Consider the following 20,724-nt stretch of genomic DNA (forward strand, 5'->3'; position numbering starts at 1 on the left):
TTTTGAAAGGATGAAAAATGGAAGAAAACAACAAAAATGAATTTGATGATATTATCTTGCAAAAAAGCAATAAAAGTGAAAAACTTAAAAAAATTTTACTCAGATCGATTATTTTAATTATTGTGTTTTTGGTAGTAATGATAGCAATGAAGTTAATTAATGATCCAGGCGAGGAAAAATCACTACAAATGCCATCAGAGCCACAAGAGCAAGCTTCTTATGAAAATAATTTTAATTCTTTGCCTATTACGGATAATACTAAAGAAGAGGATGAATTTGAAGCTTTAGCTAGAAAATTGAAAGAAGAAAGTTCATTGGCTGATGCAAATAATACCATAGAGGAAAAACAGGAAATTCCAAGCAATAGTGTATTAGATCAAATTACATCAACAGAACCAAAAGAAGAGCCAGCTAAGGTGGAAGAAAAACAAGAAGAGATTAAGCCTGTAGAAAAATCTATAGAAAAACCAATTCAAAAACCTTCTGAAAAATCAAAAACTAATGTTGTTGAAAAGCCAAAAACCCCAGAGCAAAGCAATGCAAATGAATTGTTTGAGAGTATAAAAACCCCAAGTATTCAAACACAACTTCCTGCAGGTGCTTATATTCAAGTTTTTTCTTTAAATAGTTTAGATCCTAAATCAAAAGAATTAAATATACTTAAAGAAAATGGATATGATTATAAAATTTACAAAACAATAGTAAATGGCAAAGAACTTACAAAAGTTTTAGTTGGACCTTATAAAGAAAGTGAATTAAAGGCTGAATTGGAAAAGGTGCGTTCTAAAATCGCAAAAGGTGCTTTTACTTTTAGAGTAAAATGAAAATTTTCACAGTTATAGGTGATCCTATTGTGCATTCTAAATCCCCAAGAATGCACAATAATGCTTTACAGGTTCTTAAAAAAGACGCAATATATACAAGATACCATTTAAAAAATAAAGCAAAATTAAAAGAAATTGTTCAAAAATTTGATGGAGCAAATATTACTATACCTTTTAAAGAAGAAGCGTATAAAATTGCAGATTTTTGTGATGAAAGTGTTATGCATATAGGCTCTGCTAATACTTTGTTAAATAAAAATAACAAAATTTATGCTTATAATACAGATTATCTAGGATTTTTAAAAGCAATTGAAAATTTTTTTTCTATTAAAAATGCTTTGATTTTAGGTGCTGGTGGCACCGCTAAAGCTTTAGCTTATGCTTTAAAATCTATAAATGTTGAAGTTGCAATAGCAAATCGCTCTAGTGTTAGATTTAAAAATTTAAATAATTATCCATGTTTTTTATATGATCAACTTGATTTAAATACACAATTTGATTTGATAATAAATACGACTAGTGCAGGTTTACATGATGAAAGTTTACCTTGCGAAGAAAGGATTTTAAAAAATATTTTTCAAAAAACTAAGTATGCTTTTGACGTTATTTATAGTAGAGAAACATCTTTTTTAAAGTTGGCACGAGAAAATGGATTAAAAATAAAAGATGGCACGCAAATGCTTTTATGGCAAGGTGTTTTTGCTTTTGAGCTATTTTTAGAGTGTCAAAAAACAGAAGAAATTTATAAAGCCATGGAGATGGCTTTAAAACTTCCTTAGTGACTAAACCAAGATTTGATTTTGTCAAACAAGCTTTCTTGTTCTATAAAAGCTTCCTCATTTTCTAAGCCAAAGCTTTTTTCAAGTTGCAATAGTAGATTTTTTTGTTCATCAGTAAGTGTTTTTGGAAATTTTATTTCAATTTGTACAATATGCGAACCAAGTTTTCCATTGTGAATATTTTTAACACCTTCATTAGCTAATTCAAATTTTTGTTTATCTTTTGCACCCACTGGAAGTTTAAGATCAGCTTCTCCTCTTATGGTGGAAATTTTAATTGTCTTTCCAAGAGCAGCTTGGGTAAAAAATACAGGTACTATGGTATATATATCATCATCATGTCTAATAAATTTATTATCATCTTCTACAACGATTTTGATATACAAATCGCCTCTTTGAGAAGAATTTGGAAGCTCATTTGCTTTGTTTTGCACTCTAAGACTCATACCACTATCAATACCTTCTGGTATATCAAGTTCTATATGATCTTTTATTTCTTCATAACCATTTCCATGGCATGTCTTACACTTATTTTTTATTATTTTCCCACTGCCCTTACAATGATCACAAGTTTGTACAAAAGTCATAAAACCTTGTCTAACACCAACTTGTCCTTTTCCTCCACAATGAGAACAAATATCTTCTTTTCCATTTTCTGATCCACTACCATTGCATATTTTACAAAATGTTTTATAGGTAAAATCAATTTCTTTTTTGCAGCCAAAAACAGCCTCTTTGAAGCTAATCTTTACCGCTATTTTTAAATCATGTGGATATTTATCTCCTCTTTCTTTTTTACGCGTTGAGTTTCCAAAACCAAATCCATCTCCAAAAAAACTTGAAAATATATCCCCTAAATCAACATCTCCAAAACCACCAAAACCACCGGCTTGTCCTTTTAATCCTTCTTTGCCGTATCTATCATATATACTTCGCTTTTCATCATTGCTAAGTACTTCATAAGCTTCATTGACAAGTTTAAATTTTTCTTCAGCTTCTTTATCTCCTTGATTTCTATCAGGATGATATTTTAATGCCATTTTTCTATAAGCTTTTTTTATAGTTTCTTTATCTGAAGTTTGAGAAATTTCTAATATTTCATAATAATTAAGTTCCACTTTTTTCCTCTCTTGAAAAATTAATATTATAATTTTAGCAAAAAAATAAATGAATAGTTAAATTATGTGTTATAATATTAAGTTTGTAACATATTTTCACTAATAAGGGGTAGAGATGATTAATGTTTTAATGATCGAAGATGATCCAGATTTTGCAGAGTTTTTAGCAGAATATTTGGCCCAATTTAATATCAAAGTTACTAATTATGAAGATCCGTATTTGGGAATGAGTGCTGGTATAAAAAATTATGATTGTTTAATTCTTGATTTAACTTTACCTGGACTTGATGGTCTTGAAGTTTGTCGCGAAATAAGAGAAAAATATAGTATTCCTATTATTATTTCTTCAGCTAGAAGCGATTTAAGTGATAAAATTGTAGGACTTCAAATAGGTGCGGATGATTATCTACCAAAGCCTTACGATCCTAAAGAAATGCATGCAAGAATTATGAGTTTAATCCGTCGTTCAAAACGCGTAAATGAAACTCCTGAAAAAATAATCAATTCAGCTTTTAAAATTGATGAAAAAAGACATGAGATTAGTTACAATGAAGAGGTTTTAATTTTAACTCCTGCTGAATATGAAATTTTAAGTTATATGATAAGACAACATGGATTTTCAGTTAGCAGAGAGCAGCTTGTGTATCACTGCAAAAGCTTAAAAGATAAAGATTCTAAAAGTTTAGATGTAATTATTGGTAGGCTTAGAACTAAGATCGGCGATAGTTCGAAGGCACCAAAGCATATTTTTTCAGTTAGAGGGATAGGATATAAATTAATAGGATGAAAGTAACTATTAATCTTAAGATTACCGTTCTTTTTGCAACGGCTTTTTTGTTTGTTTGTGCTTTGTTTGTGCTCTTGGGTAAGGTTCAGGTTGATTCTTATTTAACCAATGAGCAAAATAGACAAAAAGAAATTGTAGAAAAAATTATATATAATTTAGAAAGAAAAGAAGGTTTTTCAATTCATGATTATCTTCTTTCTAAGTCTTTTAAAATAGTTGAAAATGAACGCAGTGCAAAACATATAGTTGCAAAAGGTGAAAAGGTGCTTAAGGTTAATTCTGCTTACGGTAGTTTTTCTTCTATTATTTACCATAATCAAATTTTTTTTTATGTTGAACAAGTTAATTTAAAGCAGCTTTATGAGCTAAATGCATCTACGCGTTTAGAGTATTTGTTTTTACTAAGTTTCTTTTTTAGTTTGATTTTGATTATATTTTTATATTTTTCTGTTTTAAGATCTTTAATGCCTTTAAAAATTTTAAAAAAGAAAATTAAAAATATTAGTGCTGGAAAAATAGAACCTTTATCCGAATATTCACAAATTAATGATGAGATTTCAGAAATTTCTTTTGAATTTGACCATGCTATTAATAAAATACAAGAATTAGTAAAATCAAGACAATTTTTTTTAAGAATGATTATGCATGAACTTAAAACACCTATTGGAAAAGGTAGGATAGTTTGTGAGATGCTAGACAATCAAAAACAAAAAGACCGCTTAGTAGCGATTTTTGAAAGACTTGAATTATTGATTGATGAATTTGGTAAAATTGAAAAAGTTTTATCTAGAAATTGCCAACTAAATTTGCAAACTTATCATTTGAGCCTAATTTTAGAGCAGGCTGAAGATTATCTCATGAGAGATGATTTTTATCAAAAAGTTAAGATTTCTTACAAAGAAGATACTATGATTGTTGCTGATTTAGAACTTTTTTCCTTAATGCTTAAAAATTTGATTGATAATGCTATTAAATATTCTGACGATAAAGCTTGTGAGATTATATGTTCAGGGGACTATGTAATTGTTAGAAATAAAGGGGTTCAACTTAAAAAAACTTTTGATTATTATTTGAAACCTTTTGTAAGAGAACAAAATACTCAAGTTGAAGGTATGGGATTGGGGCTTTATATTATCAATAATATTTGCAATCTTCATGGTTATAATTTAACTTATAGTTATGAAGATGGTTATCATATTTTTAAGATTGTTTTTTCAAGGTTAAAATGACTTGAAAGATTTAGAAAAATTTAATGAATTAGTAAATGCATTTTCTGCATTGCCTACTATCGGTAAAAAGTCCGCATTAAGACTTGCTTATCATGTTTGTATAAAAGATCCTTTGTTAGGTTCTAAACTTGCTTATAGTATTGAAGAATCCATTAGAGGAATTAAAAAATGTATACAATGCGGGGCTTTAAGTGAAAATGAATTATGTGAAGTTTGTTCTGATATAGAAAGAAATAATAATATTATTTGTATAGTGCAAGATCCTAAAGATGTATTAATTTTAGAAGATAGTAAAAGCTATGATGGGCTTTATTTTGTACTAGAAAATACCAACGAAGAAAATATTACTAAATTAAGAGTAATGATTGAAAACAAAAATACTAAAGAAATTTTTTTCGCTTTTACTCAAGGCTTAAATTCAGATGCTGTAGTTTTTTTTATAGAGGAAAAATTAAAGGATTTAAATTTGAGTTTTTCCCAAATAGCCCAAGGTATTCCAAGCGGTGTTAGTTTGGAAAATGTCGATTTTATATCTTTACATAAGGCTATTAATCATAGAACTAAACTTGATTGATATATTTTTTAAGTAAAATTATCCATTCATTTTTGCTAATGTCATTTATAATTTCATCGGCAAAATCGCAATTTTTAACTCTATTTTTGGTAAAAAGTAAAATTTTATTTTGTGAATTTTGTATTTTATATTCATGTAGTATTTGACTAAAATGTAAAATATCGAACTTTATGACTTCATAATCAACCAAAATTAATCTAAAATTTAATTTTAAAGCGTTCTTAAAATCACTTAGACTATCTACGATTTGATTATTTGAGCAAAATTGATTGGTTATATTTAAAATTAGATTATTTTCAAAACTAGAAGATTTAAAAATCAATACATTGTATAAATTTGCTATTTGATAACTTTCTTCTTTAAAATTTGTACTTAAAAAATTGATAAGATCTTTGACATTGACATCTACAAATGTGTAGTTTAGCGTATTTTTTATTTTCTTCTTTGAAATAATAAAGGAATATTTTTTCTCTACTTTTTGAAAATCATCAAAAATTTCACTACTAATGCCTATATCTAATAAAATACATTGTAATAAAAAATTTTCAATCATATCATCATTTACAATGCATGCGTGGATATTCTTAAAAATAATATTTTTTGTTTTTGTATTTATTTGATATTTTTTTAAAATCGGTTTTAGTGCAATGGAATTTTCTAATCCCATATAGTTAAAACTTTGAATAAGATATTGCAAGTTTTTTTGTAAAAGTTTGTTTTGTATTTTTTGATCTTGCAATTGTTTTTGCGTTAGCTCAAATGATGTTTTTAATTTTTCTTTTAGATCTATTAAAGAGGTTGAACTTGATATTTTTAAAAATTTTTCTATTTCTTGAATAATGATATTATCTTTTTTAAGTTTTTGATTTTTTATGATTAAATAAATACATGTAGCGATAAATATTAAAATACTAATAGAGGTATAAATATAGAATAATTTTTGATCAATTGGATATAAAAAATAATAATTGAAAAAACATAAAATCAAAGTTAAAGAACTAATAAAAAATATCATAAATTTTCCTTAATTATTTTGGCTATTTTTATATTAGAAAGTGATTTTAATTCATTAAAATCGGCTTTACTGATTTTATCAAAACTACCATAATAATCTAAAAATTTTTTAATATAACCTTGAGAGATTCCAAGTTGTATCAGCTTAGAGCTTTGTAGGTCCTGTTTTCTTTTTGTTTTTTGGTGAAAACTAATTGCGAAGCGATGTGCCTCATCGCGTAATTTTTGTAAAAATTGCAATTTTTTATCATCGGTAGAAAGTTGAATTTTTCCTTCTTGAGTATAAATTTTATCTTTTGCACTTCCTTTTGCTCTATAAGCTTTAGCATCTATTTTTTCTTTAGATATAGCTAAAATATCCACATTTGCTCCAGAACTTTTAATAATATCATTTGCTAGTTTCAATAAGGCATTCCCACCATCAATCAGCCATAAATCAGGCGGTGGATTTTTATCAAAGGATAAAGCTCTTTTACTAAGGATTTGAAGCATTTGATCATAATCATTTTTATAAGATAAATGATAGTGTCTATAAGAGCTTTTATCAAATTTCCCATCTTTGAAGGTTACTAAAGCACCTACAATTGCATCACCTTGCATATGAGAATTATCAAAAATTTCTATATGATTGGGATAATTTTGCAGATTGAAAAAATCTTTTAATTCTTTTAAAAATAAATAATTTTCATTTTTTAAATGCTTTTGTATGTTTATTTTTGCATTTTCTAGAGCAAGCTCACACAGGGATTTTTTTTCACCAAGTTTTGGCGATTTAAGGTAAAATCTTCTAGAAAATCTCTCGCTGAGTAGATCTTGCAGTAGCTTCATGTCTTCAAAATCTTTGTGTGTATAAATACGAGTTGATTTTATTGGAGATTCTTGTGTGTAATTTTCTAGAATATATTGTTTATAAATTGCATTTAAGTCAAATTCGTTTTGATTATTAAGAGCTAGTATTTTATGATTTGAACTAATGATTTTACCATTATTTATTACAAAACGCACCATGGAGAGTATGTTTTCTTCGCAATAAATAGCATAAATATCAAAATCTTCTAATTTTGCAAGGTCTATTTGTATTTTTACACTTAAATCTTCAATTGTTTTAATTTGATCCCTTATAAGAGCTGCTTCTTCGTAGTTTTCACTCTTTGCGTATTCAAGCATTTTATTTTCTAAATTTTTTGTTAAAGATAAGGGATTTAAAAGAGCTTGCGTGGCTTTTTGGATAATTTTTTCATATTCTTGTTTAGAAATTTTTTGCTCGCACGGACCTTTGCAACGCTTAATCTGATAAAAAAGACAAAGTTCTTTGCAAGATTTCTTTTGTCTTAGCTCAAAAGATAAATATAAAGCATTTAAAAGCTCTTTTGCACCTTTAAAAAAGGGACCAAAATATTTTATTTTATTTTTTTTGATGATTTTTCTTGTAATCTCAAATCTTGGAAAATCTTCATTTAAGTCTATATAAATATAAGGGTAGGTTTTATCATCTCTTAATAATATATTGTATTTTGGGTGTAATTGTTTTATAAAAGAATTTTCTAGTATTAAAGCATCGGCCTCGCTTTTTGTGGTAATAAATTCTAAATGATGGGTCTGACTAATCATCTTTTGAATTCTTAAACTATTGCTAGGATTTGGGCAAAGATTTGGAGTGAAATTAAAATAACTTCTAACGCGGTTTTTTAAATTCTTGGCTTTACCTACATATAAAAGCTTACCTTGTATATCAAAATACTGATACACGCCAGGTAAATTAGGCAAGGTTTTGAGTTCATTTTCAAGCATTTTTTATAAGCTTTCGTAGTTCTTCAAATTTATTATATAAAATAGGATTTTCAAAATGGTTTTTAAAATTTCCATTAGAAAGTTCTAGATGAGTTTTTTTATGTGCGTTAAAAGTATTGTTTTTGGATATAAAGTTTTTGTCGCTAAGTATTTTTATATTTTCCACTTTAGCAAAATTACTCATTGGCTTAGCTAAAATATAGTTTTTTATGAGACTTTTAATCATTTTTTTGGTATTATCGTGATTAAGCTCCATATATGCAATGTGGTGTTTAACTAAAATAATCAAAGTATTATTTTTTATAAAGAGTTTAGTAATCATTTGTTGGTGATTATGGTTAAACAGTTTTAAAAACTCTTTATATTGCAAAAGTGCTTTTAAAGGTCTATAATGTTTATATTTTTCAGAATTAGCAAATATATCAATAACATCACGACTTGTTTTAATATCATTTTTAACTTCCATTTAATTATTGTAACATTTTTTTTATTAATATTTTTAAGTGCATGTGGTTATAAAGCTGCTCCATTTTATGAAATAAAAGATAATAATGGCAGCGTAAAGGAAATAAAAAAATTTCAATCTTTGGAGAGTGAAATATGAACAGAATATTTTTTTTACTTTGTTTTGGTGCTAGTTTTTTACTAGCAAATCAAAATCATGAATTAAATTTAGCTTTTAGTGTTTTAGGTGTAAGTGTTTTAATAATTTTTGTATTGGGGTATTATTTTATAGCAGCGGAAGAAAAATATCATATCAATAAAACTAAACCTGCTTTATTTATAGGAACATTTTCTTTTATTGTCATTGGTATATATATGCTAGTAAATGATTTAGACACGCAAATACTTGAAGAAAGTGTTAATCATCTTATCTTGGAAATCGCACAAATTGTGTTTTTCTTAATAGCAGCAATGACTTTTATAGAAGCATTAATAGAAAGATCGGTTTTTGAAACTTTAAAATACAAACTTGTAAGCAAGGGTTATACTTATAGAAAATTATTTTGGCTAACAGGAATTTTGGCTTTTTTTATCTCTCCGATTGCAGATAATCTTACAACGGCTTTGATTTTATCTACTGTGCTTTTAACTATAGATAAACATAATAAAGAATTTTTAATCCCAGGCGCTATAAATATTGTAGTAGCAGCTAATGCTGGCGGAGCTTGGTCGCCATTTGGTGATATTACTACTTTGATGGTTTGGACGGCAAAAAAAGCTACCTTTTTTGAATTTTTTGCTCTTTTTCCTGCTTCTTTTATTGGATGGTTTCTTACGGCTTATTTGCTATCGCGTTATGTGCCTGATATTGAGCCAAATTTTCATAAAGATAATTTAGAAAAAGTTGAAATTAAGCCAGGTGGTAAAGTATTTATTGTGCTTGGTTTTTTAACTATCGCTTTAGCAGTTTTTATCCATAGTATTTGCGATTTGCCTGCAATGTGGGGTATGATTTTTGGTCTTTCTTTGCTCAGCTTATATATGTATTTTTTCAATAGAAAACAAGGTAAAAAAGATTTAAATATTTTTCATTATATGACGCGTATTGAAATGGATACTTTATTATTTTTCTTTGGAATTTTATCTGCTGTGGGCGCTTTACATTTTGTTGGATGGCTTGCTTATGCTTCCGATCTTTATACAAAATTTGGAGCTACTAGTATTAATATAGGCGTAGGATTTTTATCTGCTATTGTAGATAATGTTCCGGTTATGAGTGCGGTATTAAAAGCTAATCCAAGTATGGATGATACTCAATGGCTTTTAGTAACTCTTACAGCAGGAATTGGAGGATCATTAATAAGCTTTGGCTCAGCAGCTGGTGTGGGGGTAATGGGAAAAATGAAGGGAATTTATACTTTTAATTCTCATTTAAAATATGTATGGACGATTTTAGTTGGATATATAGTATCTATTATAGTTTGGTATGTACAATTTCAATTGTTAAATTTATAAAGGAGTTAGATGAAAAAAGCAGATATTTTGGTTTTGGACTTTGGTTCGCAATATACACAGCTCATTGCAAGAAGATTAAGAGAGCAGGGCGTATATGCAGAAATTTTACCTTTTAATGTAAGTTTAGATGAAATTAAAATTAAAGAGCCTAAGGGTATTATTTTAAGCGGTGGACCGGCTAGTGTATATGCAAATGATGCTTATTTTTGTGATAAAGGTGTTTTTGATTTAAATATACCAGTTTTAGGAATTTGTTATGGTATGCAACTTATGGCATATCATTTTGGTGCAAATGTAGCTCCAGCAGGTCATAAAGAATATGGCAAAGCAACTATAGATATTCAAAATGATAGTGACTTGTTTAAAAATTTACCTAAAAAACAAACGGTATGGATGAGTCATTCTGATAAGGTAGAAAATTTACCACAAGGTTTTGAAGTTTTAGCAACAAGCGAAAATAGTCCTTTTTGTGTATTTGGAGATGAAAAGCGTAAATTTTTTGCTTTACAATTTCACCCTGAAGTTCAACATAGTGAGTTTGGAAAAAGTATCTTAAAAAATTTCGCTAAGTATGCATGTAATTGTGATAGTATATGGAATATGGGATCTTTTGCAAAAACTCAAGCGCAAAAAATTAAAGAAGAAGTGGGTAATGATAAGGTATTATGTGCTGTTAGTGGTGGGGTTGATAGCAGTGTAGTGGCTGCATTACTAGCAAGTGCGATAAAAGATCAAGTGGTAGTAGTATTTGTTGATAATGGTCTTTTAAGAAGCGGTGAAAAAGAGCAAGTTGAATATATGTTTAGACATACTTTAGGTATTGATCTAATTAGTATTGATGCTAGGGAGATTTTCTTAAGTCGCTTAGCAGGTGTTAGGGATCCTGAACAAAAGAGAAAAATTATAGGAAATACCTTTATAGAAGTTTTTGAAGAAGAAGCTAAAAAACATAAAGATGTAAAATATTTAGCACAAGGAACTTTATATACTGATATTATTGAAAGTTCGGTTGTAGGAGCTAGTAAAACCATAAAATCTCATCATAATGTGGGTGGGTTACCTGAAAAGATGAATTTAAAACTTATTGAACCTCTAAAAGAAATTTTTAAAGATGAGGTAAGAGCTTTAGGAATAGAACTTGGCTTGAGTAAAGATGTAGTTTATCGTCATCCTTTTCCGGGACCAGGGCTTGCTATACGCATTATGGGTGAAGTAAATGAGCCTAGTTTGGAGCTTTTGAGAAAAGCTGATGTGATTTTGATTGAAGAATTAAAAAGCAGTGGTTGGTATGATAAAACATGGCAGGCTTTTTGCGTGCTTTTAAATGTGCAAAGTGTTGGCGTAATGGGAGATAATAGGACTTATGATAATGCAGTTTGTGTGCGTGTGGTGAATGCAAGTGATGGTATGACAGCTACTTTTTCTCATTTACCTTATGAGTTACTAGAAAATATTTCACGCCGTATTATTAATGAAGTAGAAGGAATTAATCGTGTGGTGTATGATATTTCTAGTAAGCCGCCAGCGACTATTGAATGGGAATAGTTATTTAGTGCAAAAATAAACAAAAGCAGGAGGGAGATTTTGCCAAATGATAGGTGAAATTTCTACCTTGCTAAAAGTAGTAAAAAGTTTTTTCTTAAAAGCTCTTCCTTTTGGCGTGGGCAGTATATATGCAAATGTTGCAAAGCAACCATTTTCCTCTAAAACCTCATGAATGGACTTTAATAATAAATCTTGTTCTTTGGAATTTAATAAAGCCCAAGGAATTCCAGAAATAATTAAGTCTGCGTTGTTGATTGCTCTTTTTTCTAACATATCAGGTAGAAATTCCGCTGATCTAATTTCTAAATCTATATTTTTTATATTTTGTTGTAGTTTTTTTGCCATATGTGGATTAATTTCAACTGCAAAAAATCTTGCATCATGATTTTTTTGCTTAAGGATATATTTGGTAAAACTTCCTGTTCCAGGTCCTATTTCAATAATATTTTTTGCATGTTGGACATGAGAGGTTATGAGTTTGCTTAGTTTTTTTGAGCTTGCACAAAATGCTCCTGTTTGCTTTGGATTTTTAAAGTATTGATATAAAAACATAGATTAAATACCTAAGATAGTTATTTTTAATAAATTTTAAAATATTATTGTAAATTTATGAAAACAAAGTTAAAATAAGAATTTAATTTTTCTTTAGATCAAGGATTTGGATATGCATGGAAAAATAATGGTTTATGTGGATGGTACTGGAAGAGGAACAGTAATTAATCTTGCAAAAACATTTTTTGAATTTAATAAACATGCTTGGCACGATAAAAGAAGCATGCCAACGGTTGGTATGTTTGTTGAGTTTAGATCCGATGGAAAGCATATTACAGATTTAAGACCTTCTAAATTTCAAGAATTTGGAGATAATGATTTTATCAAAGAAAGAGATTTTTGGAAAACAGATAGTGATGATGAATTGGAGGATTTAAGACTAACAAGGCGTGATGCTTATGTTCAAGAGCTTTATAGAGAAACCGATTATGATAATCTTGATAAGATTACTCTAAATTTGACTATCCCACAAGCCATTCAAAGGTATTTTTATAATGAAACACTATCAATCAATGCTGTGAAAGATATTAATACAGATGAGGTGCCATATATTATAGATTTTTTTGCTATGAAGCGTTTTTTACATAAAGCTTTGGATACTTTGCTTTTTTCAGATAATACCATTAACCAAGCTGACTTTTCTGCTATGAAAAATATTATAGTACATCTTGAAATGGCTTATAAAGATATGAAAGATAAGCAAAAACATATCAACATGGAGCGTTTGTATGATGAGGTCTTTTTGTCTCATCAATGTCATTATCAAGCACTTCTTGCTTCGATTGACAATAGGAAAAATAGAAAATTAGCACTTGATCGCCAAATGAGTACTTTGATTACAGATATTAAATCAAAACAAGCGAGAATAGAAATAGAAAGTGGCAAAAAACGACAAGAATTTGAAGAAATGATACAAAGTAAAAAACAAAAGCTTGTTGAAATAAAAAATGAAGTAGATTATTTTACAAAAAGCATTGAAAAATTAGAGGCAATGAGAAAGTCTTTCTATGAAAAAAATCTTACTATTTTTAATAATAGTTTTAATATGGCTAGAGAGAAACTTTTTGAGAAAATTAAACAAGGTTTAAATATATGTGCTACAAAATTAGATATAGAAATTTGGAAAAAATCTTTAAAATCAACAAGTATAAAAAATTCTTATTTTAAAACTGCAAGCGAAATTTCTTTCTGCACTCTTTCTTTTGCTGAACTTTATTTAAATAGATTAAATAAACATGCACTAAATCCAAATGATCAATTATTGCTTTCTTATGTTAAAAAAGTAAGAAAAGAATGTGAAAAAAGTTTTTTAATAGTTACTTCTAATCCTGATTTATATGTTAATATGAAAATCCAAATTTTTGCAATGAATCCTTATTATGTTGTTAAGCATGCACCTAAAAAAGTAAATTATCAAGGATTGATGAAAAATACTGAATTTGATATAGTTTATGTAGATGAAAAAACTATTTGGGCATCTGTTGCTGATGTTATTTTAGAAGGAAAGTATTTTTTAAAAAAGGACTCCAAAACTAAATTCAAAATTTTATAAAAATCCTTTTAAACCCTATTTTTAAGTTTTCTTAGTTATAATTAGAATGCCTAAATGGTTCGATATGGTATTAAAGAGGATCCAACACATTAATTATAAGCTGTGATGTGTGATTTACCGTGTTCTGTGACTTCGTTTGAGTTTTGAAAAAAAGCGAGAAGCTGCAGCCTTTAAAAATCACCTAATGGCATACTTTGACTTTTTGAGGGTCAGACACTTATACTCCGGCCATTTGGGTTTTGATATCTTAAGGAAAATAATGAAAATTTTAATATTAGGAAGCGGTGCTAGGGAATATTCTATCGCTTTGGCTCTTCAAAAAACAAATGATAATTTGGAATTTTATTTTGCACCAGGAAATGGTGCTACCGCTAAAATAGGAACAAATCTTAATATGAAAGATCCTAAGGTTATTACAGCTTATGCAAAGGCATCTGAGATTGATCTTTGTATAGTTGGAAGTGAAAATTTTCTAGCAGAGGGTATAGTAGATCTTTTTAAAGAAAATAATATTGCTATTTTTGGTCCTACTAAAGCTGCTGCTATGCTTGAAGCTTCAAAATCTTATATGAAGAGTTTTTTAAAAAAATATAAAATTAAAACAGCTAAATTTTTAAATACAACAGATTATGAGAAAGCTAAGAAATTTATTATGAGTTTAACTCCTCCTATAGTGGTAAAAGCAGATGGTTTGTGTGCGGGCAAAGGTGTGATTATTGCTCAAAGCCATGAAGAAGCTTTAGAGGCTACTAAAAATATGCTTAGCGGAGAGAGTTTTGGTGAAGCTGGTAAGATTGTTGTTATAGAAGAATATCTCAACGGATTTGAATTAAGTGTATTTGCAGTTTGTGATGGAGATGATTTTATATTGTTACCTGCTGCACAAGATCATAAAAGATTACTGGATAATGATAAGGGACCAAACACAGGAGGAATGGGTGCATATGCTCCAAGTATTTTAGCAAGTGAAAATTTATTAGAGCAAGTAAAAAAAGATATAGTAGTACCAACTCTTAAAGGTATGAAAGAAGAGGGTGCTGAATTTGTTGGAGTGTTGTTTATAGGTTTGATGGTTGTAAATAATAAACCTTATGTTTTAGAATACAATGTGCGTTTTGGTGATCCTGAGTGCGAAGTTTTGATGCCTTTGATAGAAAATCCTTTGGACTTATTTTTAGCATGTGTGAATAAAAATCTTGCAAATACTCGTATAAAAATCAAAGATGAATTTGCAGTAGGTGTGGTTTGTGCAAGTAAAAACTATCCTTATAAAGATTCTCCAAAAGCATTAATTGATATAGGAGAAATTCCGCAAAATTCTCATATTTCTTATGCTGGAGTAATTTTAGAAAATAACAAACTATATGCTAGTGGTGGTCGTGTATTAGTTTGTGTAGGAACTGGAAAAAGTATTGAAGAAGCGCAAAAAAACGCTTATATGCTTTGTGATAATGTTCATTTTAAAGGAAAACAACATAGAAAAGATATTGCTTTTCAGGTTCTTAAATGAGTGCAAATCAAGAATTATTTGACAAACTAGAAAAAGAAGAGCTAAAAATAGCAAGTTTTAAAAAAAGATTTTTAGCTTATATTGTTGATAGTTTTGTGATTTTAGCTATTGTAAGTATTATTTTATTTGATAAGATTAGTTCTATGCAAACTTATGATGAAATTCACAATCTTTTAATACGTTTTGCTGGTGGAACTTTAATTTTGCAATTTACATATCATAGTTTATTTACATATTTATATGGTGCAACTTTAGGAAAAATGCTTTTGAAGATTATGGTTATTGATCAAAACTTATTAGATAAACCAAATTTCATTCAAAGTGCTTTAAGAGCAGGTGTAAGGCAAATTAGTGATATGTTGTATGGTTTGGGTTTTGCTTGGGCTTTAAGCAATATCGTTTTAAAAACTTGGCATGATTATGCGGCCAAAACAGTGGTGATAGATCTTGCGTAAAATATTACTTTCTTTGGCTTGCATAGGAAGTTTATATGCTTCCAAAGTAGATATTTATGCTTTGGATGTTGTCAAAAAAAATGATATTATAGAGGCAAAAAATAATGTAGTTGTGGTATCTGATTTTTATTTGATAACTGCAAGCGAGGCTAAATTTAATGAAACAACAAAAGATTTGGAGCTTTTTGGAGATGTTAATATCTTAAGGGGGCAAAAAGAAAGAACTAATTCTACTTATACGAAGATTAACTTAAAAGATAACACTACAGCTTTTAAAAATTTATTTTTTTCAAATAATGATTTGGAGGTTTGGCTACAATGTCATCAAGCTAAAATTGATGACAAATTTGTAATGAGTAAAAAGTCTGTTGTATCTAGTTGTAATGTTGAAAATCCTGATTGGGAAATTCGTTTTGATGAAGGCAAATTAAACAAAGAGAGTAATTTTTTACATCTTTATAATGCAAGATTATATGTAAAAAATGTTCCGGTAATGTATTTACCTTATTTTGGTTTTAGTGTAGATACTAAAAGAAAAAGCGGATTGTTAATTCCCCAAGTAGTTTTAAAACAAAGTGAGGGGCTATATTATAATCAGCCAATTTATTATGTTATTGATGATAATGCGGACATTCAATTTGAACCTCAGATTAGAACAAAAAGAGGTTATGGCTTATACTCAACTTTAAGATTTATTGATACCCCTTATTCTCAAGGTGAAATTAGCGGTGGTATTTTTGGTGAAAAATCAAGTTATAAAAGAGAAGAAAATTTAAAAAATAAAGAACACTATGGTTTAGGGGTTAAATATTCCAATGAATCTTTATTTAAAAGTCTTTTAGGTGAAGAATTTCAAGAGGGTTTATGGGTTGATGCTACTTATTTAAATGATGTTGATTATATGAATTTAAGTTCTAGCGCAAAAACCGAAGCTTCTTTAGTTACTTCTAAAATAAATTATTTTTTATCAGATGATGATAATTATTATGGTGCTTATGCAAAGTATTATATAGACACTTCTAAAATTAGCAATAAAGATACTTTACAAGAATATCCATCTTTTCAATATCATAGATATTTAAATGGATTTTTTGATAATTATATACAATATAGCTTGGATGCTTCTTTTCATAGGTATTATAGACATACGGGTATTTATGCTAAAACTTTAGATTTTGATTTACCTTTAATTTATCATACGAGTTTTTTTGATGATTTTTTAAATTTTGCTTTCACAGAAAGGATATATGCAAATTTTGTAGATTATTCTAATACAGATGTTAAAAATCAAGAACATTTATTTAGAAATTCTCATAATTTTTCTCTATATACAGATCTTTCAAAGCCATATGAAAATTTTTATCATACTCTATATTTAGGGGTTAATTATTTTCTACCTGGAGCTAAATCAGGTGAAATCACTGAAGATTTTGTAGAGTTAAAAAATGATCCTGAGCAACTTAATTTTTCAATGTATCAGTATTTTTATAATACTTTAGGCAAAAAAAAATTATATCATAACTTGAAGGTTAAATACTTTACTAAAGAAGGTAGCTTTGGTGCTTTTGATAATGTTGTAGAATATTTTTACAATGATTATATAAGTTTAAGAAATGAAGCTGAATATTCTGGAGCTGATAATCGTTTTGATAAGGTTTTTAGTGAAGCTTTGTTTGATTATGGTAAATGGAAGATTAGTTTAAACCATGCTTATAGAATGTATGAAAATGAAAAATATAATTTTATAGGAACTAAAGCCCAATATGATATAAATACTAATTATCAAATTTTTGGCGGATTGTGGTTTGATTTGAACAAAGATCCTGAAAAATGGGAGATAGGTTATACTTATCAAAGAAAATGTTGGAATTATTCTTTGATGTATCGCAAAGATATTTCACCTAAACTTACAAGTGGTGGTATTAGTGCTAAAGATCAAAGTGGTGTATATTTTATGTTTAATTTTTATCCATTAGGCGGGGTATCTTATGATTTTTCTTTAGAGGAAAATGAAAGGTCGATATGATATTTTTTGAAGATGAAAAAGATGTACTTGAGAAATTATATGATATATTACCATTAAACAAACTAAAAGATTATATTATTATTACACCTTCTTTAAAATCGATAGTTTTTGTTGATGCACTAGCACAAAAATTAGAAATTCCATATGATTTTTTATTTACAGAACAAATTAAAGCTCCTAATAATGATGAATGTCAAATAGCTATGATTAGTGAAACAAAGGAGTTGGTTTATAATGAGGCTTTAGTTAAAGCTTTTGATATAAGTTTAGATTATATTTATGGTGAAGCCAATAGAACCTACGAAGAAAAAATTTTAAAAAATGTGTATCGTTATAGAAAAGGAAATCTTTTAAAGGATTTAAAAGGAAGAAATATTTTAATATTGCATGAAGGTTGCGAAAGTGGAATTACTGCTTCTTCATGTATTAAAAGTTTGTTAAAAGAAGAAGTAAATAGTATTGTTTATGCTACTGCTTTAATGCCAAGTGATGTATATGAATATATCGGTGTTTTTGTAGATGAGGTTTATTGTGTGCAAAAAATTGATCATTTTGTGAATATTGAGTTTTATTTTAAAAATAAAACGATTTTGCAAGCTCATGAAATTTTAGATATTTTAGAAGAAAGTAAATATTATCTTCCATTAAAGAGATAAATTTATATCTAAACAATAGGTTGTTTAGATATAAATTTATAGGCAAAACAAAAACAGGCTTTTTAAGTTTTAATTTTTAAAATTTAAAAAGCTTATTTGGTTTTTGCCTATGATGAAAATATTAAAGGAAAAATCATGCGACATGAAATAAATATTAATAATCATCTTGAAATATTTGAGACTAATAAGGTTGCAAAACAAGCAGCAGGTGCAGTTTTAATGCAAGAAAAAAATGCTGTAGTTTTGGCAACTGTTGCTAGAGAAGAAAAAATGGTAGAAGAGGATTTTTTACCTCTTACGGTACAATATATAGAAAAAGCTTATGCAGCAGGAAGAATTCCAGGTGGTTATGTAAAAAGAGAAACTAAACCAGGTGATAATGAAACTTTAAGTGCAAGGATTATAGATAGAAGTTTAAGACCTCTTTTCCCAAAAGGCTATGCCTATCCAACTCAAATTGTAGTAATGGTTCTTTCTGCTGATCCTGAAGTAGATCTGCAAGTGATGAGTTTAAATGCCGCAAGCATTGCTTTATATTTAAGTGATATTCCTATAAAAGCGCCAGTTTGTGGTGTAAGAATAGGTCGTATGAATAATGAATTTGTTTTAAATCCAAGCAATAGTGAATTAAAAAATAGCACCCTAGACCTTTATGTGGCGGGTGTTAAAGATGAGCTTTTAATGATAGAAATGAGAGCTTTAGCAAATAAACAAAATGGTCAACATTGTATGAATGAGCTTAATGAAGATGATGTTTTAAAGGCTTTAGAATTTGCAGGCAATGCGATTTTGCGTGGCTCTAATGAATATGAAAGAGTTTTTGCTGCTTATAGAAAAAATTCCAAACTTGAATTTAAAATAGAAACAGATGGTGGTAAAATTGTTGATTTTATTAAAAATTCTTATATCTCAAAGCTTAAAATTGCAATTAACCAAATGGCGAAAAGTGAAAGAGCAAGTGAAATCTCACAAATAGCAAAAGAGATTGAAAATGAAGCTAGTGCTATTGAAAATGAATGGAAAATTGAAGATATTGAGAAAGCTTTATATTTGTGCAAAAGAGAGCTTGTTAGAAGTCAAATTCTTAATGAAAATAAAAGGGCAGATGGTAGAGGCTTGAAAGATGTTAGAAAGATAGATATAGAGACAAATATTCTGCCAAATGCACATGGATCGTGTCTTTTTACTAGAGGGCAAACTCAAGCTTTAGTTATAGCTACCTTGGGAAGTGATAATGATGCGCAAATGTCAGATTTGCTAACAGAAAAAAATCCAATATGCGAAAAATTTATGGTAAATTATAATTTTCCAGGTTTTTCCGTAGGTGAGGCTACTCCTATAAAAGCTCCAGGTAGAAGAGAGTTAGGGCATGGAAATTTAGCAAAAAGAGCTTTACATCCTAGTATTGATACGGATTATATTCATACTATTCGTTTAGTGTCTGAAATTTTAGAAAGCAATGGTTCTAGTTCTATGGCTACTGTTTGTGGTGGTGCTTTGGCTTTAAGAGCCGCAGGGGTAAAAAGTGAAAAACTAGTGGCAGGTGTGGCAATGGGACTTGTTTTTGAAGATGAAAAATATGCTATTTTAACAGATATTATGGGTCTTGAGGATCATGATGGAGATATGGATTTTAAAGTAGCAGGAAGTTACGAGGGAATCACTGCTTTGCAGATGGATATAAAACTTGGCGGTATAGAGCAACAAGTTTTAAAAGAGGCTTTATATCAAGCAAAAGAAGCCAGGGAGCACATTTTACAATTAATGGAAGAGGCCAATCAAAACATAGTTGTTAATGAAGCAATTTTACCAAAGATTGAAATTTTTAATGTAGATCCAAATAAAATCCCTGATATTATTGGCCAAGGTGGTAAAACTATAAAAGAGATTATAGAAAAATTTGAAGTTAATATTGACTTAGATAGAGATAAAGGTGAGGTTAAAATAGCAGGAATTAATCATGATTTTATTTCTCAAAGCAAAGAATATATATTAAATTTAGTTCATTCTAAAGGTTCTAATAAAAAGCGCGATAGAAAAGAAGTGCCTAAATTTGATATCGGAGAAGAATTTATAGGAAAAGTTCAAAAAGTTGTAGAATTTGGAGTTTTTGTAGAACTTAGAGATGGCGTAGATGGTTTATTACATAATTCTAAATTCAAGGAAAAGTTAGAAATTGGTAACGAGGTTAAGGTTAAGGTGGCAGAAATTAAAAATGGAAAAGTGTCGTTGGACTTAGCTTAATTGTTTAAATTTAAGCATATTTAAGAATATGCTTAAATTTTTATTTTAGATCTTGACAAAAAAATATTCTTTTGGCATAATTTCATTTTTTGATTGTCTCGTTAGCTCA

General features: G+C 28.5%; 18 protein-coding genes. 13 read left to right on the forward strand and 5 right to left on the reverse strand.

Annotated elements, in window-relative coordinates; all coding sequences use genetic code 11:
* Positions 1–17: 17 nt before the first annotated feature.
* A complete protein-coding gene (locus L8T82_RS06705) occupies positions 18–824 on the forward strand; it encodes an SPOR domain-containing protein (protein ID WP_263673258.1) in 807 nt (268 codons plus the stop codon).
* Positions 821–1,603, forward strand: coding sequence for a shikimate dehydrogenase (locus L8T82_RS06710; protein ID WP_263726162.1), 783 nt, complete (start codon positions 821–823; stop codon positions 1,601–1,603). The genes L8T82_RS06705 and L8T82_RS06710 overlap by 4 nt, the downstream gene beginning before the upstream one ends.
* Here the strand turns inward: L8T82_RS06710 and dnaJ are convergent.
* On the reverse strand, positions 1,600–2,721 hold the full coding sequence (gene dnaJ / locus L8T82_RS06715; protein ID WP_263726163.1) for a molecular chaperone DnaJ: 1,122 nt from the start codon (positions 2,719–2,721) through the stop codon (positions 1,600–1,602). The genes L8T82_RS06710 and dnaJ overlap by 4 nt on opposite strands.
* A 115-nt stretch (positions 2,722–2,836) precedes the next feature.
* Between dnaJ and L8T82_RS06720 the strand changes: the two genes are divergently transcribed.
* The 3 genes from L8T82_RS06720 to recR are packed head-to-tail and all read left to right on the forward strand — an operon-like array spanning position 2,837 to position 5,311.
* Positions 2,837–3,508: a response regulator transcription factor gene (locus L8T82_RS06720; RefSeq protein WP_066006696.1), complete on the forward strand. Its 672-nt coding sequence runs from the start codon at positions 2,837–2,839 to the stop codon at positions 3,506–3,508.
* Positions 3,505–4,737 carry an ArsS family sensor histidine kinase gene (locus L8T82_RS06725; RefSeq protein WP_220567174.1) on the forward strand — a complete coding sequence of 411 codons (1,233 nt, stop codon included), beginning with the start codon at positions 3,505–3,507 and terminating at the stop codon, positions 4,735–4,737. Before L8T82_RS06720 ends, L8T82_RS06725 begins: the two co-directional genes overlap by 4 nt.
* 1 nt (position 4,738) lies before the next feature.
* Positions 4,739–5,311 carry a recombination mediator RecR gene (gene recR, locus L8T82_RS06730; RefSeq protein WP_263671696.1) on the forward strand — a complete coding sequence of 191 codons (573 nt, stop codon included), beginning with the start codon at positions 4,739–4,741 and terminating at the stop codon, positions 5,309–5,311.
* On the opposite strand, the gene L8T82_RS06735 is transcribed toward recR, so the two are convergent.
* From L8T82_RS06735 to L8T82_RS06745, 3 genes are read right to left on the reverse strand one after another with little or no spacing between them, the layout of a single operon-like run.
* Positions 5,298–6,326: a hypothetical protein gene (locus L8T82_RS06735; RefSeq protein WP_263726164.1), complete on the reverse strand. Its 1,029-nt coding sequence runs from the start codon at positions 6,324–6,326 to the stop codon at positions 5,298–5,300. The two genes, recR and L8T82_RS06735, sit on opposite strands and share 14 nt — an antisense overlap.
* Positions 6,323–8,116, reverse strand: coding sequence for an excinuclease ABC subunit UvrC (gene uvrC / locus L8T82_RS06740; RefSeq protein WP_263673250.1), 1,794 nt, complete (start codon positions 8,114–8,116; stop codon positions 6,323–6,325). Before uvrC ends, L8T82_RS06735 begins: the two co-directional genes overlap by 4 nt.
* Positions 8,109–8,582 carry a hypothetical protein gene (locus L8T82_RS06745; protein WP_263709768.1) on the reverse strand — a complete coding sequence of 158 codons (474 nt, stop codon included), beginning with the start codon at positions 8,580–8,582 and terminating at the stop codon, positions 8,109–8,111. The genes uvrC and L8T82_RS06745 overlap by 8 nt, the downstream gene beginning before the upstream one ends.
* A gap of 134 nt (positions 8,583–8,716) precedes the next feature.
* On the opposite strand from L8T82_RS06745, the gene nhaD reads away from it, so the two are divergent.
* Complete coding sequence (gene nhaD / locus L8T82_RS06750; protein WP_263726165.1) at positions 8,717–10,075, forward strand: sodium:proton antiporter NhaD; 1,359 nt, start codon at positions 8,717–8,719, stop codon at positions 10,073–10,075.
* Between the two features lie 9 nt (positions 10,076–10,084).
* Positions 10,085–11,620 (forward strand): glutamine-hydrolyzing GMP synthase, encoded by a 1,536-nt coding sequence (gene guaA, locus L8T82_RS06755; RefSeq protein ID WP_263726166.1) that lies wholly within the window; start codon positions 10,085–10,087, stop codon positions 11,618–11,620.
* Here the strand turns inward: guaA and L8T82_RS06760 are convergent, their stop codons facing one another.
* Positions 11,621–12,172: a class I SAM-dependent methyltransferase gene (locus tag L8T82_RS06760; protein ID WP_133319878.1), complete on the reverse strand. Its 552-nt coding sequence runs from the start codon at positions 12,170–12,172 to the stop codon at positions 11,621–11,623.
* A 112-nt stretch (positions 12,173–12,284) separates the two neighbouring features.
* Between L8T82_RS06760 and L8T82_RS06765 the strand changes: the two genes are divergently transcribed.
* The 6 genes from L8T82_RS06765 to L8T82_RS06790 all read left to right on the forward strand — a co-directional run bounded on the left by L8T82_RS06765 (position 12,285) and on the right by L8T82_RS06790 (position 20,615).
* A complete protein-coding gene (locus L8T82_RS06765; protein WP_263726167.1) occupies positions 12,285–13,724 on the forward strand; it encodes a hypothetical protein in 1,440 nt (479 codons plus the stop codon).
* Positions 13,725–13,983: 259 nt separating this feature from the next.
* Positions 13,984–15,234, forward strand: coding sequence for a phosphoribosylamine--glycine ligase (purD, locus tag L8T82_RS06770; RefSeq protein ID WP_263659811.1), 1,251 nt, complete (start codon positions 13,984–13,986; stop codon positions 15,232–15,234).
* The gene (locus L8T82_RS06775; protein WP_133319881.1) at positions 15,231–15,689 is read left to right on the forward strand and encodes an RDD family protein; all 459 of its coding nucleotides are present in this window, start codon (positions 15,231–15,233) and stop codon (positions 15,687–15,689) included. Before purD ends, L8T82_RS06775 begins: the two co-directional genes overlap by 4 nt.
* On the forward strand, positions 15,679–17,715 hold the full coding sequence (locus L8T82_RS06780) for an LPS-assembly protein LptD (RefSeq protein ID WP_263726170.1): 2,037 nt from the start codon (positions 15,679–15,681) through the stop codon (positions 17,713–17,715). The genes L8T82_RS06775 and L8T82_RS06780 overlap by 11 nt, the downstream gene beginning before the upstream one ends.
* On the forward strand, positions 17,712–18,371 hold the full coding sequence (locus tag L8T82_RS06785) for a phosphoribosyltransferase (RefSeq protein WP_263726168.1): 660 nt from the start codon (positions 17,712–17,714) through the stop codon (positions 18,369–18,371). The genes L8T82_RS06780 and L8T82_RS06785 overlap by 4 nt, the downstream gene beginning before the upstream one ends.
* A 135-nt stretch (positions 18,372–18,506) precedes the next feature.
* Positions 18,507–20,615 (forward strand): polyribonucleotide nucleotidyltransferase, encoded by a 2,109-nt coding sequence (locus L8T82_RS06790; protein WP_263726169.1) that lies wholly within the window; start codon positions 18,507–18,509, stop codon positions 20,613–20,615.
* Positions 20,616–20,724: the final 109 nt, after the last annotated feature.

This window comes from Campylobacter sp. IFREMER_LSEM_CL292 (genome assembly GCF_025771615.1).
GTDB classification, from domain to species: Bacteria; Campylobacterota; Campylobacteria; order Campylobacterales; family Campylobacteraceae; genus Campylobacter_D; species Campylobacter_D lari_D.

Excerpts from the sequence above, each read along its gene's own strand:
- L8T82_RS06705 (WP_263673258.1), top strand. The coding sequence starts at position 18 with ATGGAAGAAAACAACAAAAATGAATTTGATGATATTATCTTGCAAAAA.
- L8T82_RS06710 (WP_263726162.1), top strand. The coding sequence starts at position 821 with ATGAAAATTTTCACAGTTATAGGTGATCCTATTGTGCATTCTAAATCC.
- L8T82_RS06720 (WP_066006696.1), top strand. The coding sequence starts at position 2,837 with ATGATTAATGTTTTAATGATCGAAGATGATCCAGATTTTGCAGAGTTT.
- L8T82_RS06725 (WP_220567174.1), top strand. The coding sequence starts at position 3,505 with ATGAAAGTAACTATTAATCTTAAGATTACCGTTCTTTTTGCAACGGCT.
- L8T82_RS06735 (WP_263726164.1), bottom strand. The coding sequence starts at position 6,326 with ATGATATTTTTTATTAGTTCTTTAACTTTGATTTTATGTTTTTTCAAT.
- uvrC (WP_263673250.1), bottom strand. The coding sequence starts at position 8,116 with ATGCTTGAAAATGAACTCAAAACCTTGCCTAATTTACCTGGCGTGTAT.
- L8T82_RS06745 (WP_263709768.1), bottom strand. The coding sequence starts at position 8,582 with ATGGAAGTTAAAAATGATATTAAAACAAGTCGTGATGTTATTGATATA.
- nhaD (WP_263726165.1), top strand. The coding sequence starts at position 8,717 with ATGAACAGAATATTTTTTTTACTTTGTTTTGGTGCTAGTTTTTTACTA.
- guaA (WP_263726166.1), top strand. The coding sequence starts at position 10,085 with ATGAAAAAAGCAGATATTTTGGTTTTGGACTTTGGTTCGCAATATACA.
- L8T82_RS06760 (WP_133319878.1), bottom strand. The coding sequence starts at position 12,172 with ATGTTTTTATATCAATACTTTAAAAATCCAAAGCAAACAGGAGCATTT.
- L8T82_RS06765 (WP_263726167.1), top strand. The coding sequence starts at position 12,285 with ATGCATGGAAAAATAATGGTTTATGTGGATGGTACTGGAAGAGGAACA.
- purD (WP_263659811.1), top strand. The coding sequence starts at position 13,984 with ATGAAAATTTTAATATTAGGAAGCGGTGCTAGGGAATATTCTATCGCT.
- L8T82_RS06775 (WP_133319881.1), top strand. The coding sequence starts at position 15,231 with ATGAGTGCAAATCAAGAATTATTTGACAAACTAGAAAAAGAAGAGCTA.
- L8T82_RS06785 (WP_263726168.1), top strand. The coding sequence starts at position 17,712 with ATGATATTTTTTGAAGATGAAAAAGATGTACTTGAGAAATTATATGAT.
- L8T82_RS06790 (WP_263726169.1), top strand. The coding sequence starts at position 18,507 with ATGCGACATGAAATAAATATTAATAATCATCTTGAAATATTTGAGACT.